This window comes from Bacillus sp. 22475, assembly GCF_052044835.1.
GTDB classification, from domain to species: Bacteria; Bacillota; Bacilli; order Bacillales; family Bacillaceae_G; genus Bacillus_A; species Bacillus_A cereus.
In genome coordinates this window covers 468011-483481 of the sequence record NZ_JBQENW010000002.1, presented here as the reverse complement: position 1 = coordinate 483481, position 15471 = coordinate 468011, and the positions used below count along the sequence as shown (strand labels likewise).

Here is a 15471-nt window from a genome sequence, read left to right as displayed (position 1 = left end):
TTAACAATCATATAAATGCCTTGAAGGGGAAGAGTATAACATGAAACGTCTTCAGAGAGGAGAATCAGTAGCTGGGAGATTCTCTAGATAGTTATGTTAGAAGGTAGCCCTGGAGCATCTTTTCTGAACAGAATAGTTCTCATTAGGAAAAGACGGATTTGTCCGTTATCAAATTAAGAGTATAAGCAAATTATGAATTTGTTTGTAAATAAAGGTGGTACCGCGATGTCCCTCGTCCTTTTTGGATGAGGGACATTTTTTATTTTAAGGAGGGAAAATAATGTCAAACCCGGAAAAGAATTTACCAACTAAATATGATCATATGTCCGTTGAAGAAGGCCTTTATCAATGGTGGCTTGAAGGCAAATATTTTGAAGCAACAGGAGACGAGAAGAAACAACCGTATACAATTGTAATTCCACCTCCGAACGTAACTGGTAAGTTACACTTAGGTCATGCTTGGGATACAACTCTTCAAGATATTTTAACTCGTACGAAGCGTATGCAAGGTTACGATGTGCTATGGCTTCCAGGAATGGACCATGCTGGTATCGCAACACAAGCGAAAGTAGAAGGAAAACTTCGGGAAGAAGGTATTTCACGTTACGATCTTGGCCGTGAGAAATTCCTTGAAAAAGCTTGGGAGTGGAAAGAAGAGTACGCTTCTCACATTCGTCAACAATGGGGGAAAGTTGGTTTAGGACTAGACTATTCTCGCGAACGTTTCACATTAGACGAAGGTTTATCTGATGCGGTTAATAAAGTATTCGTTCAATTATACGAAAAAGGCTTAATTTACCGCGGTGAATATATTATCAACTGGGATCCAGCAACACGCACAGCTCTTTCTGATATTGAAGTAATTCATAAAGAAGTTCAAGGTGCATTCTACCATATGAACTATCCGTTAACAGACGGTTCAGGTCACATTCGCCTTGCTACTACTCGTCCAGAAACGATGCTTGGTGATACAGCGGTAGCAGTTCATCCAGAAGATGATCGTTACAAACATTTAATCGGAAAAACAGTTACACTTCCAATCGTAGGCCGTGAGATTCCGATTATTGCTGATGAGTACGTAGAAAAAGACTTCGGAACAGGCGTTGTAAAAATTACACCAGCTCATGACCCGAACGACTTTGAAGTAGGTAACCGTCATGACTTACCACGCATCTTAGTAATGAACGAAGATGGATCGATGAACGAAAAAGCTGGTAAATATAACGGTATGGATCGTTTCGAATGCCGTAAAGAATTAGTGAAAGACTTACAAGAAGCTGGCGTATTAGTAGAAATCGAGCCACATATGCATTCAGTAGGTCATAGTGAGCGTAGCGGTGCAGTTGTTGAGCCTTACTTATCAACACAATGGTTCGTAAAAATGGCTCCACTTGCTGAAAAAGCAGTAGCGCTTCAACAAAAAGAAGAAGAAAAAGTAACGTTCGTACCAGAGCGTTTTGAAAACACATATTTACGCTGGATGGAAAATATTCATGACTGGTGTATTTCTCGTCAATTATGGTGGGGACACCGTATTCCAGCTTGGTACCATAAAGAAACTGGTGAAGTATACGTAGGTACAGAAGCACCAGCAGATATTGAAAACTGGAATCAAGATAACGACGTACTTGATACATGGTTCAGTTCAGCGTTATGGCCATTCTCAACACTTGGTTGGCCAAATGAAGATTCAGCAGACTTCAAACGTTACTATTCAACAGATGCACTAGTAACGGGTTATGACATCATCTTCTTCTGGGTATCTCGTATGATTTTCCAAGGTTTAGAGTTTACAGGCGAGCGTCCATTTAAAGATGTATTAATTCACGGTTTAGTTCGTGATGAGCAAGGTCGTAAGATGAGTAAATCTCTTGGTAACGGTATTGACCCAATGGATGTTATCGAGAAGTACGGTGCAGATGCAATGCGCTATTTCTTATCAACAGGAAGTGCGCCAGGTCAAGATTTACGTTTCAGCATGGAAAAAGTAGAATCTACTTGGAACTTCATTAATAAAATTTGGAACGCATCACGTTTCGTATTAATGAACATGGATGATATGAAGTATGAAGAAATCGATTTAACTGGTGAAAAATCAGTTGCAGATAAGTGGATCTTAACTCGCTTAAACGAAACAATCGAGAGTGTAACACGTAACATGGATAAATATGAGTTCGGTGAAGCTGGTCGTTCATTATACAACTTCATTTGGGATGATTTCTGTGACTGGTACATTGAAATGGCGAAACTTCCACTATACGGTGAAGATGAAGCAGCTAAGAAAACGACTCGTTCTATTTTAGCTTACGTATTAGATCAAACAATGCGTCTATTACACCCATTCATGCCATTCGTAACAGAGAAAATTTGGCAACATTTACCGCATGAAGGCGAATCTATTACAGTAGCTGCGTGGCCAACAGTTCGCGAAGATTTACAAGATACGGAAGCTGCGGCAGAAATGCACCTTCTAGTTGATATCATTCGCTCTGTTCGTAACATTCGTGCAGAAGTAAATACGCCAATGAGCAAAAAAGTTCAAATGCAAATTAAAGCAAAAGATGAGGCTGTACTTGCTCAACTTACGAAAAATAGCTCTTACATTGAGCGTTTCTGTAACCCAAGCGAATTAACAATTCAAACGGACTTACAAGCGCCAGAAAAAGCAATGACTGCAATCGTATCAGGTGCAGAGTTATTCTTACCGTTAGCTGATCTTATCAATCTTGATGAAGAGAGAGCTCGTCTTGAGAAAGAACTTGAGAAGTTCGATAAAGAAGTAGAACGTGTACAGAAGAAACTTTCTAACCAAGGTTTCGTAGCGAAAGCTCCTGCAGCGGTTATTGAAGGAGAGCGTGCGAAAGAGCAAGATTACCTAGAAAAACGCGAAGCAGTTCGTCAACGTCTAGCAGATCTTGAAAAGTAAAAATATTTTTAGAGACTCACTATATTGGTGAGTCTCTTTTCTTTGCGTATAATAGAACTATGAAAGTTGTCTTTTGAAAGGGGAAAAGCATACGTGATACATACATACGAAGAAGCGATAGGGTGGATTCATAGCCGATTGAAATTTGGTATTAAACCAGGATTAGAAAGAATGAATTGGATGCTAGAAGAGCTCGGAAATCCAGAGCGTCATATAAAATGTGTTCATCTTGCTGGTACAAATGGAAAAGGTTCAACGTTAACATATATGCGTTACATGTTAGAAGGCGCGAAATATAAGGTAGGAACGTTTACCTCTCCTTACATCGAAACATTTAATGAACGCATTAGTGTGAATGGAACACCAATTGCAGATGAAGAGATTACTGAACTCGTAAAGATGGTAAAACCAGTCGTGGAAAAACTAGATGAAACGGATTTAGGGGAAGCGACTGAGTTTGAAATTATTACTGTTATGGCAATTTGCTATTTCGGTAAAGTCAATTTCTGTGATGTTGTTTTATTTGAAACAGGGCTCGGTGGACGTTTTGATTCTACCAATGTTATACACCCTGTTCTCACGATTATTACGAATATCGGTCACGATCATATGCATATTTTAGGGAATACACTAGGAGAAATTGCATATGAAAAGGCGGGGATTATTAAGTCTGGTGTGCCGATAATTACTGGTGTAAAAGATGAAGAAGCTTTGCAAGTCATTCAAAATGTTGCAAAGGAAAACCATGCAAACTTATACGAACTTGGCAAGCATTTTACAGCGTTACATAAACAGTCTAACGAAGATGGGGAACAGTTTGATTTTACTTGTCCTTTTACCGCATTTGAAGATTTGCAAATCTCAATGAAAGGTATTCATCAAGTAGGAAATGCAGCGCTAGCACTTATGGCAGTAATGTATGTAAAAACATATTTATCATTTTTAATTGAGGAAGAGGGAATAAGAACGGGATTACGGGAAGCGTATTGGATTGGGCGCTTTGAAAAGCTACAAAGTAACCCGGATATTATTATAGATGGTGCTCATAATCCAGAAGGTATCGAAAGCCTTGTGAAAACAGTAGAAGCGCATTACAAAGATAAAAATGTAATAGTTTTATTTACTGCCCTTGGTGATAAACAATTGCATAACATGGTAGGCCGATTAGAAACCATTGCAGATGAAATTATTTTTACAACATTCGCCTTTGATCGTGCTATTTCTGCAGACAAGCTTGCATCATATTCGCAAAAAGAATCAAAATTAGTTTTTGAAAATTGGAAAGAGGCAATTGATACAAAAGTTGAAATAATAGGGGAAAATGATGTTTTTATCATAACAGGTTCTCTTTATTTCATTTCTGAAGTTCGAAAATATATTCGAGAGAAAAACTAGATAGTCTTTGCTATCTAGTTTTTTGTTCTACAAATGAAGTCAAATGCATACATATAAGATAAATATATAGGGTTATTTGGCGAATTCCTCTGACAAATATCTCGTTTTTTTGTGAAATGAATATGATATGATGCGGACAACGATAAGAGGTGAGGTGTGAGTGTATGGACAAGCAATCACGAACGATCTCAGTGAAAGTGAATGGAACAGAAGCGAAGTATGAGGAAAAGAAGAAAGATGAATTTGAATGGATGGTAGTAGAAAGTGAACGACCTAAAAATGTTGTTCCGTTTCAAAAAGCGAAATCAGTGTCTGTGGAAAAATACCGAAAGAAGTGGAGTAATACATTAATTGCAATCGTTGCAACCGCAATTATTATCGGTACGGCGTTTGGAATGGGGATGCTTCATTTACTTACTGGACAAGGAACAACAGGAGGAAGTGAAGTAACTGCTTCAAGGCCGACTGGAAATGGGGAATCAAAGGTGGGTGGAACGGCAGAACAAACACCAGCACCGAAAGAAGAAAAACAAAAGGCGCAGACAGGAACGTCATTGGATCCGATGAAATTATTTTTTGTTCAAGGGGGGCTTTATTCTTCTGAAGAAAAGGGACAGGCAGCTCTTGAAGAATGGAAAGGCAATGGGGGCATTGGTGCTTTGAGACCGAGCGGGGATAAGTATGCAATAGTTGTTGGTATTGCTAGCGATGAACAGGCTATAAATCAATTAATGACTAAGTATAAAAATGATGGTGTCTCCGTTTTAAAAAAGAACTGGGATATAACAGATAAAGCATTGCTGAAAGATGATAAAGAAGTAGGAACATTTTTAACAAAAGTGCAGCCATTATACACTCATTTAGCAAAATATGCTTCTAGCGTACAAGTTGGTGGAAAAAGCAGCGCAAAAGATATAGAAGTGATTGAAAAAGAATGGAAAGCGATTGAAAAAGAAGGGAAAAGTATGAAGCGAGAAGAAGCAAAGAAACTGTATATGTATACGTCGGTAGCTGTACAAACAGTAAAAGATGGGAAAATGGATAAGGAATCTTTGGCGAAATTAAATCAAGTTATTATTGATGGCTTACTCTCGTATGAAAAAATTGTTTCGTAGAATGTGAAATGATAGGATAATAAAATGAGTAAGAAAGAAGTACATGTACTTCTTTCTTTTCTTTTGAATTTAGAGCAAAGTGCTTTCTCTATGACAGGAATATAATCGTATGCAATAAAGAAGTGTTATTTTTAGTTAGAGAAATTAATATTTCTTTCATTTGTGGGCAAACTATTCCTTTGATACGATTGATATAAATTGTTCTGCTTCATGTGAGAAAGGAAGGAGAAAAATATGAAAAAAATAATTTTAGCTTCAGGGTCACCTCGGAGGAAGGAATTGCTTGAGTTAGCTAGCGTACCATTTGAAATCGTTGTAAGTGAAGTAGAGGAAACAATCGGTGCATATTCATCGCCTTCTGATATTGTAATGTCGCTTGCCTTGCAAAAAGCATCAGCGGTGGCAGAAAATAATAGTGATCACATTGTGTTAGGTGCAGATACAATTGTTACATATGAATCGCGTATTCTTGGTAAGCCTTCTAATGAGGATGAGGCCAAAGAAATGTTACAATTACTGTCAGGAAAAACACATGAAGTGTATACAGGTGTTGCAATTATAGCAAAAGAAAAAACGGTTACTTTTTATGAGCGTACAGAAGTTACGTTTTGGGAATTAACAGAAGAGGAAATTGATACATACGTTGCGTCGAAGGAACCCCTTGATAAAGCAGGTAGTTATGGGATTCAAGGTAAAGGATCTATTTTCGTTCAACATATTCAAGGGGACTACTATAATGTAGTTGGCTTACCAATTGCACGTCTCGTTCGGGAATTAAAACAATTTGATATTGATGTAACCCATGCGTAAAATTGCATGGGGTTTTCTTTGAGAGAACAAATAAAGGGGTGGAGAGATGAACGGTATTCGTGATGTTGTAAGAGAAGAACAGCCACGGGAGCGTTTATTGTTAGAAGGTGCTGGAAGTTTATCAAATCGAGAGCTTCTCGCAGTGTTACTCAGAACAGGTTCTAAAGAAGAAACAGTTTTAAAGTTGTCAGATAAAATTTTACACCAATTTGATGGCTTACGTATGTTGAAAGATGCAACATTAGAAGAGCTAATTAGTATACATGGTGTTGGGATTTCAAAGGCATCGCAACTTATGGCAGCCTTTGAACTAGGTAGAAGAATGGTACGTTTAGAATATCAAAATAGATATAGTATTCGAAGTCCAGAAGATTGTGCGAAATACATGATGGAAGAAATGCGTTTTTTACAACAGGAGCATTTTGTCTGTTTATATTTAAATACGAAAAATCAAGTTATACATAGGCAAACGATTTTTATTGGAAGTTTAAACACGTCAATTGTACACCCCAGGGAAGTTTTTAAAGAAGCCTTCCGTCGTGCAGCAGCCTCTATTATATGTCTTCATAACCATCCCTCAGGAGATCCCACGCCGAGCCGTGAAGATATTGAAGTAACAAAACGCTTAGTAGAATGCGGCCAGATTATCGGAATTGAAGTGCTTGATCATATTATAATAGGTGACCATAAATTCGTGAGTTTAAAGGAAAAAGGTCATATTTAAGACTATGCTTTTTACTTATTTTGTTTTATAATGTGATTTATGAGTTTTTTGTAGAAATTTATCTACAAAAAGGATAAAGATATAAAAAACGTACTGTTTTTATAATATAAAGTAAGAAAAAATGAGTCCGTGAAAACAAGAAAGGAAGATAAATAATATGTTTGGATTTGGTGGATTTACTCGCGATCTTGGAATAGACTTAGGAACTGCGAACACGCTTGTATATGTAAAAGGAAAAGGTGTAGTTTTACGTGAACCTTCAGTAGTTGCGTTACAAACTGATACGAAACAAATCGTTGCTGTAGGTAGCGACGCAAAACAAATGATTGGTCGTACACCAGGGAACGTTGTGGCACTTCGCCCGATGAAAGACGGTGTAATTGCTGATTATGAAACAACTGCAACAATGATGAAATATTACATTCAACAAGCTCAAAAATCAAACGGTTTCTTCTCACGTAAGCCGTATGTAATGGTATGTGTACCATCTGGTATTACAGCTGTAGAAAGACGTGCAGTAATCGATGCGACTCGTCAAGCGGGTGCTCGTGATGCTTATCCTATCGAAGAGCCATTTGCAGCAGCAATTGGTGCAAACTTACCTGTTTGGGAACCAACTGGTAGTATGGTTGTTGATATCGGTGGTGGTACAACAGAAGTTGCAATTATTTCTTTAGGTGGTATTGTAACAAGCCAGTCAGTTCGTGTTGCTGGTGATGATATGGACGATTCAATCATTCAGTACATTAAGAAAAGCTATAACTTAATGATTGGTGAAAGAACAGCTGAAGCATTAAAATTAGAAATTGGTTCTGCAGGCGAGCCAGAAGGTATCGAGCCTATGGAAATTCGCGGTCGTGATTTAGTAAGTGGTTTACCAAAAACAGTACTAATTCAGCCAGAAGAAATTGCAGATGCATTAAAAGATACAGTAGATGCGATTGTAGAATCAGTTAAAAATACGTTAGAGAAAACTCCACCTGAATTAGCGGCTGATATTATGGACCGCGGTATCGTATTAACAGGCGGCGGGGCATTACTACGTAATTTAGATAAAGTAATTAGTGAAGAAACGAAAATGCCAGTTCTTGTTGCAGAAGATCCATTAGATTGCGTAGCAATTGGAACAGGTAAAGCATTAGACAATATCGATCTTTTCAAAACTGCTGCTCGATAATATTGCAAAATAAAAATCAGTGAAATTAAGAGGGTGTGAACGTGCCACAGTTTTTCTTAAACAAAAGATTAATTGTTTTGTTGGTTAGTATTATTCTTCTCGTGGCATTGATTGGAATCTCATTGAAAGAACGGAACAGTTTAACATGGCCAGAGCAGTTTGTTAAAGACACTGTCGGTGTTGTAGAACGTGTATTCCAAAAGCCAGCGAAATACGTAGCTGGATTCTTCGAAAATGTAGAGGATGTAAAGCGCACGTATGAAGAGAATAAAGAATTAAAAGCAAAATTAGATAATTATGCAGGTCTATCAGGGAAAGTAAAACAATTAGAAGATGATAACAAGAAGCTACAAGAGCTAACTGGTAAGAAAGAGTTAAATAGCGGGTATACTGAAATTCCAGCTACTGTTGTTTCTCGTAATCCAGATAAATGGTACGATTTAATTGGAATTGATAAAGGGGCACAGCAAGGAATTAAAAAAGATATGGCTGTAGTAACTTCACAAGGGTTAGTTGGAAGAGTGAAAAGTGTATCTCAGTTTACATCATCAGTAGAATTACTAAGTTCTATGAGCCGAACAAATCGCGTTTCTGCTATTGTACAAGGGCAAGAGAAAATCTTTGGTTTGATTGAAGGTTATGACAAAGAAAAACAATTACTTCTTTTCACAAAGATTGGCTCTGATGCACCGGTAGCAAAAGATCAACTAGTTGTAACATCTGGACTTGGTGATATTTTCCCGAAAGGTCTTGTAATTGGAAAAATCGTTGATGTTCAGCCGGATGCATATGGCTTAACAAAAACAGCTTATGTAAAACCTGCCGCTGATTTAAATGACGTAGAGCATATTACGGTTGCTAAACGTGCAACACCTTCAGCGCCATTAGAATAGGAGGAGAAGAAGAGATGATGAAGATATTAAAAAGAGCAGCTCTTCCTCTTTTGCTCCTTTTTGTGTTTCTATTTGAAAATATGTTTGCTACTGTTGTTCCAACGGATGTGTTTTGGAAAGACAGTATAGCAGCACCGCATTTTTTTATAATCGTCTTATGTTTTATTACAGTGTATTATAGTCCGGTCCAAGGGATTTATTACGGACTATTATTTGGCTTCTTATTTGATACCGTATACACAGAACTTGTCGGGATATATATTTTTGCTTATCCGATTTTAGCTTATTTAGTTTATAGTGTGATGAAAGTATTACAATTGAATTTATTTATTGTTGTTTCTATCATATTAGCTAGCATTGTAGCACTAGAGTATTATGTGTATGGATTCTTAACTTTGTTAGGACGTACTCATATGCCAGCGCATGTCTTTTTCACAGATCGTCTCCTTTCTACTTTATTGTTAAATGCTATTTTCTTATTAATAGTTTGTTTCCCACTGAGACGATATATAGTGCGTCTTTCAAAAGCGATGGAAGAAAAAGAAAAAAGGATTTTCTAATTTTATGTCGAATTGAATCGGTGGGGTGAACTTTAGTGGAAGAAAAAAAGCAACAAAATGTAACGATAAAAGGGACAAAAGATGGGATAACGCTTCATTTAGATGATTGTTGTTCATTCTCAGAATTATTGATGGAATTAGACGAAAAACTTTCTACACATTACTACGATGGTGATGGGCGCTCTTTAATTGAAGTGCATGTGAAAGTAGGAAATCGTTATTTAACAGAAGTCCAACAAGAAGAGATTCGTACGTTAATTCGTAATAAAAAGAATCTTGTTGTGGATTCAATTGAAAGTGATGTTATCACTAAAGCAGAAGCAATAGCTTGGAAAGAAGAAACAGAAATTGTCCCTATTTCCAAAATTGTTCGCTCTGGACAAGTTTTACATGTAAAAGGAAATTTGTTGTTAATTGGAGATGTTAATCCAGGCGGAACGGTTATCGCTGGGGGGAATATTTTTGTTGTAGGATCATTAAGAGGAATTGCGCATGCTGGGTATTATGGGGATTCGGATGCTGTAATCGCTGCATCTGTTATGAACCCGATGCAACTTCGAATTAGTGATGTGGCAATGCGGGCTCCGGAAGAGAAAGAAGACGGAGCGGAGGCGGCAGAATGTGCGTATATTAATGAGAACAATCACATTGTTGTCGATCGCCTGCAACTTCTCACTCATCTTAGACCTAATTTAACAAAGTTAGAAAGGGGAATTGTATAGCTGTGGGAGAGGCAATAGTAATTACATCTGGAAAAGGCGGAGTAGGTAAAACTACAACGTCTGCGAACATTGGTACGGCCCTAGCGTTATCTGGAAAGAAAGTGTGCTTAATTGACACAGATATCGGTCTTCGAAATTTAGACGTAGTAATGGGGCTGGAAAATCGTATTGTATTTGATCTTGTTGATGTCGTTGAAGGGCGTTGCCGTTTACCTCAGGCTCTTATTAAAGATAAACGTTTTGATGATCTTTATTTATTACCTGCAGCACAAACGAGTGATAAATCAGCGGTAACACCTGAACAAATGGATGAATTAATACAAGTATTACGTCAAGATTATGATTACATATTAATTGATTGTCCTGCGGGGATTGAGCAGGGATTTAAAAATGCGGTAGCTGGTGCGGATAAAGCAATCGTTGTTACGACGCCAGAAGTATCCTCAATGCGCGATGCAGATCGTATTATTGGGCTTTTAGAAAAAGAGGATATTGAACCACCAAAACTTGTTATTAACCGTGTACGTAGTCATATGCTTCATGAACAGGATATGTTAGATGTTGATGAAATTGTACGTACATTGTCAATCGAGCTTCTTGGTGTTGTCGAAGATGACGATGAAGTTATTCGAGCTACAAATACAGGTGAACCTGTGGCGTTGCAACCAAGCGGAAAAGCAGCGTTGGCTTATCGTAATATTGCAAGACGCTTGTTGGGTGAGAATGTACCATTACAAGCATTTGAACAAGAAAAGGTATCGGTATTTGCAAAGGTGAAAAACTTCTTTGGAATTCGTTAAGAGCACTTCGCACATATGCGAAGTGCTTTCTTTTTTCTTCACACGAATATCTTTCTTTCTTAGCTCATACATATGTACAAACTGTATACAACTGTTTCTATTGAAATTAGCTTAACGAAAGAAAGGAGACAGTATGAAGAATAGACGCGTAGAAGAAATTAAAAAGCGGATTGCAAAAAGGAAGGCCGAGCAAGAAAGGATGGAGGAAGAGCAGTATTTTACCGGAGGGAATTTTGATAGCGAAACAGTATTTATTGAAGATGGAGAAAAGGAAATGCATCCTTTATTTCGAAAGGAAGTCTTTTTCTTCAAAGTTTTATTATCAGCAATATTAGTTCTTTCGATTGCTATTTTATATAAGAATGCTCCTTCTTCATTCAATGGAGCTAAAGCTGTTACAGAAAAAGTGATGAAAGAGGAATTTCAGTTTGCTACTGTAGCGAAATGGTACGAAAAGCAATTTGGAAAACCGCTCGTATTCTATTCGCCGAACGAGAAAAAAGAAGGAAGTATTCAGCAAAAAGATTATGCAATTCCTGCTTCTGGAAAGGTAATGCAAGGGTTTCAAAAAAATGGCCAAGGTGTATTTGTCCAAACAGCTACAAATGCAACAGTTGAGTCAGTGAATGAAGGATTAGTTGTTTTTGCGGGGAAGAAAGAGGAACTTGGAAATACAGTTCAAATTCAACATGCAGATGGTACGGAATCATGGTATGCAAACTTAAACGATATGTCAGTGAAATTATATGATTACGTTTCAAAGAAACAAAAAATTGGAACGGTGAGTAATGATACAAATGGTAAAAATGGAAAGTTTTATTTCGCGATAAAAAAGAATGAAAAATTTATTGATCCGATTCAGGTGATATCATTTGATTAAATATAGGGACGTTTTAACGAAAATTTCCGTGCATCCATTATTTTGGGTTATTATTGTCATTGGTATTTTTACTGCACGTTTTAAAGAGTTACTGCTGTTATTTTGTATCGTTCTTATTCATGAACTTGGGCATGCTTTTGCAGCAGCACACTATAATTGGCGTATAAAAAGAATTCAGCTTTTGCCGTTTGGTGGCGTGGCCGAGCTTGAGGAACATGGTAATAAGTCGTTGAAAGAGGAACTTGTTGTCGTAATTGCAGGACCGATTCAACATGTTTGGATGATGCTGGTAGGTTATATGTTGTTTGAAGCCGGTTGGTTGAATGCAGATTTATATTATTTCTTTATGTGGAATAATATAATTATTTTAGCGTTTAATTTACTCCCTATTTGGCCGTTAGATGGCGGGAAAGTATTGTTTAATATACTATCATATCGTTTTCCTTATTTACAAGCACATGAAAAGATGATGAAATTGTCATGTGTTTTTTTTGGTGTAATATTAGGTTGGCAGTTGCTCTGGAATAGTAACAATATTATGATGTGGGTACTACTCATATTTTTGGCAGTATCGTTATATCAAGAGTGGAAACAAAGACGGTATGCATTTATGCGTTTTTTATTAGAACGTTATTATGGAAATAAAAGAGGGATTGAAAAGATTGCACCTATTGAAGTGCAATCAGAAGATCATTTATATAAGATATTCACAAAATTTCGTAGAGGATATAAGCATTCTATTATCGTCCGTGGAAAATATAAAGAGCATTACACATTGGATGAAAATGAATTGCTCTATGCATATTTTACTGAAAAACGAACAACCTCATCAGTTGAAGAATTAATCGGTTAGTGTTGACGATAGCACTAACCTTTTATTATTGTAAAAGCAAAGAAGATTATAAAGTGAGGAAATAATTTTGAAAACGTTATATGTGAATTACGCTGGTTCGGAAAAGCGCGTTGCAATTGAAGAGAAGAACAAGATTGTTGAGTTTTTATGGAAACGTAATGAAGAGCAAGAGATTGTTGGGCATATTTATGTTGGACGTATCGTAAGAACAATTGCTGGAATGAACGCAGCTTTTGTAAATATAGGTTTAGAAAAACATGCGTATCTTTCATACGATGATGTACCACCTTCTTATCGTATACATGAAGGGCAAGCGATACTCGTACAGGTTGTGAAAGAGGCAATTGATACGAAGGGGCCTAAATTGACAGCGAATATAGAATTTACCGGGAAATATGTCGTTTATATGCCGTTTGATGAGATGCGAGCTGTTTCTCGGAAAATAAAAAATAATAAAAGAAGACAACAGTTACTTGAAATTGAAGTAGAAGGAATGGGAGGTTACATTTTCCGCTCTGCTTCTGAAAAAGGGGAAATTGAAGAAATACAAGCTGAAATGCAAGGGTTACAACAGTTGTATGAAGAGTTAAAAAGAAAAGAGGATCAAGGAAAGGCGCCGTTATTACTTCATCGACCGGCGACCTTTTTAGATCGTGTATTTCAAGAGAATCCAATTGAAACAATTGAAAAAGTAGTTGTAGATACAAGAAGTATAGTAAAAGAGTTAGAAGACAAAGTTGGAAAAGAAAAAGTATCTTTTTATAATGAAAAGTCTTCGATGTTTAACCATTTTGGAATAGAGCGTGAAATTGAGAAAGCACTCCAAAAAATTGTGTGGCTTCCAAATGGTGCTTATTTAATTGTAGAGCAAATGGAGACGATGACTGTAATTGATGTGAATACGGGCAAGTTTACTGGAAAACAAAATTTACAAGATACAATACTTCGCACAAATGAGATGGCAGCTGAAGAAATTGCACGCCAATTAAGACTTCGTGATATTGGTGGTATGATATTAATTGATTTTATTAATATGAAAAAAAGAGAAGATAAAGAAAAGGTAAGAGAATGTCTCATAGCTGCTATGAAAGATGATCGAACTTATACAAGAGTACTTGGATTTACTGAGTTAGGAATTTTGGAGATGACACGAAAACGTAAAAAACATTCTTTACGTGACGTATTACTAGAAGAGTGTGTATCTTGCAAAGCGACGGGTTATGTAATGTCGTATGAAACAATTGCGTATGAGCTAGAGAGAGAATTAATCACATATGGCAACATAGAGGATGAGGCAGTATTAATCGCTGCGCCTAAAGAACTACAAAAACAATTTTTGCAAAAAGAATTACAAAAAAATATTCCATTTGAAATTTATTTCAAAGATGATATTATCGAAAAGTACGCTATTATCCGTTTTGGAAGTAAAAAAGAAATTGTAGAACGGAAAAAATAGTTAGTAGAAGATTCATTGACAATACTCAATGAATTATGGTAACATCTTTATGTTATAGTTTATAGCACCTAAACGGCTATATGCTACAACCGCACAAGACAGGTTCCCTAAAGGCATTTATGTCTACCTCGTTTTTGGCGAGTCTTAGTAATTAAGAGGAGGTGCAAGTATGTACGCAATTATCGAAACAGGTGGAAAACAAATTAAAGTTGAAGCTGGTCAAGCAATCTACATTGAAAAATTAGATGTTGAAGCTGGTGAAACTGTTACTTTTGACAAAGTTCTTTTCGTTGGTGGCGAAAACGTTAAAGTTGGTAGCCCAGTTGTAGAAGGTGCAACAGTTACTGCAAAAGTTGAAAAACAAGGTCGCGCTAAGAAAATCATCGTTTTCAAATACAAAGCGAAAAAGAACAATCGTAAGAAACAAGGTCATCGTCAACCTTACACTAAGCTAGTTGTTGAAGCTATCAACGCTTAATTCTGGTTAACATGATTAAAATTACGATAAGTCGCACGAAATTAGGAAGTATCCAATCATTTAAAATGACTGGACATGCCGATTATGCGCCACATGGACAAGACCTTGTCTGTGCTGGAACTACAGCGGTTGTGTTTGGTTCTATAAATGCAGTGGAAGAACTTTGTAATGTGCAGGCAACTATTGAACTCGGAAGTGATGGCGGATTCTTAACGTATGAATTGCCTAATGATTTAGACGTTCATGCAGCAGAAAAAGCACAGATACTTTTAGAAGGATTGGTTGTTTCGCTTAAGACGATCGAACTTGATTACGGAAAGTATATCCGTTTAATAGAAAAAGTGCAGGAGGTGTAACGTATGTTAAGATTAGATCTTCAGTTTTTCGCATCTAAGAAAGGTGTAGGTAGTACAAAGAACGGTCGTGACTCTCAGTCAAAACGTCTTGGTGCTAAACGCGCAGATGGTCAAACGGTTTCAGGTGGTTCAATTCTTTACCGTCAACGCGGTACAAAAATTTATCCAGGTGTTAACGTTGGTCGTGGTGGCGATGACACTTTATACGCGAAAGTTGACGGCGTAGTACGCTTTGAGCGTCTTGGCCGTGACCGCAAACAAGTGAGCGTATATCCTGTTGCTCAAGAAGCATAAGAACTCACGGAAAACTCTAACCTGAGTGCAGG

Annotated in this window: 16 protein-coding genes and 2 other annotated features; all 16 genes read left to right on the top strand. The window is 37.1% G+C overall.

Translation table 11 applies throughout. The annotated features are described in order from the left end of the window. Window positions 1-11 precede the first annotated feature (11 nt). Window positions 12-243, top strand: a binding site (T-box leader). 37 nt (window positions 244-280) lie between these two features. The 16 genes from ACTJJY_RS05895 to rpmA all read left to right on the top strand — a co-directional run bounded on the left by ACTJJY_RS05895 (window position 281) and on the right by rpmA (window position 15439). Beyond that, entirely contained in the window at window positions 281-2926 is a 2646-nt protein-coding gene (locus tag ACTJJY_RS05895) for a valine--tRNA ligase (RefSeq protein WP_440605176.1), read from the top strand. 93 nt (window positions 2927-3019) lie between these two features. Further along, window positions 3020-4321 (top strand): bifunctional folylpolyglutamate synthase/dihydrofolate synthase, encoded by a 1302-nt coding sequence (locus tag ACTJJY_RS05890; protein ID WP_440605175.1) that lies wholly within the window; start codon window positions 3020-3022, stop codon window positions 4319-4321. 164 nt (window positions 4322-4485) lie between these two features. Further along, window positions 4486-5436: a hypothetical protein gene (locus ACTJJY_RS05885; protein ID WP_000361016.1), complete on the top strand. Its 951-nt coding sequence runs from the start codon at window positions 4486-4488 to the stop codon at window positions 5434-5436. 234 nt (window positions 5437-5670) lie between these two features. Beyond that, the gene (locus ACTJJY_RS05880; RefSeq protein ID WP_440605174.1) at window positions 5671-6246 is read left to right on the top strand and encodes a Maf family protein; all 576 of its coding nucleotides are present in this window, start codon (window positions 5671-5673) and stop codon (window positions 6244-6246) included. A gap of 46 nt (window positions 6247-6292) precedes the next feature. Continuing rightward, window positions 6293-6970 carry a DNA repair protein RadC gene (gene radC / locus ACTJJY_RS05875; protein ID WP_016080177.1) on the top strand — a complete coding sequence of 226 codons (678 nt, stop codon included), beginning with the start codon at window positions 6293-6295 and terminating at the stop codon, window positions 6968-6970. 157 nt (window positions 6971-7127) lie between these two features. Continuing rightward, the gene (gene mreB, locus ACTJJY_RS05870; RefSeq protein ID WP_000466736.1) at window positions 7128-8147 is read left to right on the top strand and encodes a cell shape-determining protein MreB; all 1020 of its coding nucleotides are present in this window, start codon (window positions 7128-7130) and stop codon (window positions 8145-8147) included. A gap of 41 nt (window positions 8148-8188) precedes the next feature. After that, window positions 8189-9040 carry a rod shape-determining protein MreC gene (mreC, locus tag ACTJJY_RS05865; protein ID WP_016080178.1) on the top strand — a complete coding sequence of 284 codons (852 nt, stop codon included), beginning with the start codon at window positions 8189-8191 and terminating at the stop codon, window positions 9038-9040. Between the two features lie 14 nt (window positions 9041-9054). Next, complete coding sequence (mreD, locus tag ACTJJY_RS05860) at window positions 9055-9600, top strand: rod shape-determining protein MreD (protein ID WP_000975765.1); 546 nt, start codon at window positions 9055-9057, stop codon at window positions 9598-9600. Window positions 9601-9635: 35 nt separating this feature from the next. Further along, window positions 9636-10322 (top strand): septum site-determining protein MinC, encoded by a 687-nt coding sequence (gene minC / locus ACTJJY_RS05855; RefSeq protein WP_000391521.1) that lies wholly within the window; start codon window positions 9636-9638, stop codon window positions 10320-10322. A 2-nt stretch (window positions 10323-10324) separates the two neighbouring features. Further along, entirely contained in the window at window positions 10325-11122 is a 798-nt protein-coding gene (minD, locus tag ACTJJY_RS05850; RefSeq protein WP_000503309.1) for a septum site-determining protein MinD, read from the top strand. Window positions 11123-11255: 133 nt separating this feature from the next. Then, complete coding sequence (gene spoIVFA / locus ACTJJY_RS05845) at window positions 11256-12002, top strand: stage IV sporulation protein SpoIVFA (RefSeq protein ID WP_440605173.1); 747 nt, start codon at window positions 11256-11258, stop codon at window positions 12000-12002. Then, complete coding sequence (spoIVFB, locus tag ACTJJY_RS05840; protein WP_016080180.1) at window positions 11995-12855, top strand: stage IV sporulation intramembrane metalloprotease SpoIVFB; 861 nt, start codon at window positions 11995-11997, stop codon at window positions 12853-12855. Before spoIVFA ends, spoIVFB begins: the two co-directional genes overlap by 8 nt. Window positions 12856-12922: 67 nt before the next feature. Beyond that, the gene (locus tag ACTJJY_RS05835; RefSeq protein WP_440605172.1) at window positions 12923-14311 is read left to right on the top strand and encodes an Rne/Rng family ribonuclease; all 1389 of its coding nucleotides are present in this window, start codon (window positions 12923-12925) and stop codon (window positions 14309-14311) included. 77 nt (window positions 14312-14388) lie between these two features. Next, window positions 14389-14466: a sequence feature (ribosomal protein L21 leader region), on the top strand. Window positions 14467-14480: 14 nt separating this feature from the next. Then, a complete protein-coding gene (gene rplU, locus ACTJJY_RS05830; RefSeq protein WP_000270907.1) occupies window positions 14481-14789 on the top strand; it encodes a 50S ribosomal protein L21 in 309 nt (102 codons plus the stop codon). A gap of 11 nt (window positions 14790-14800) precedes the next feature. After that, window positions 14801-15145: a ribosomal-processing cysteine protease Prp gene (locus tag ACTJJY_RS05825; RefSeq protein ID WP_002094147.1), complete on the top strand. Its 345-nt coding sequence runs from the start codon at window positions 14801-14803 to the stop codon at window positions 15143-15145. Window positions 15146-15148: 3 nt separating this feature from the next. Continuing rightward, window positions 15149-15439: a 50S ribosomal protein L27 gene (gene rpmA, locus ACTJJY_RS05820; protein ID WP_000944957.1), complete on the top strand. Its 291-nt coding sequence runs from the start codon at window positions 15149-15151 to the stop codon at window positions 15437-15439. Window positions 15440-15471: the final 32 nt, after the last annotated feature.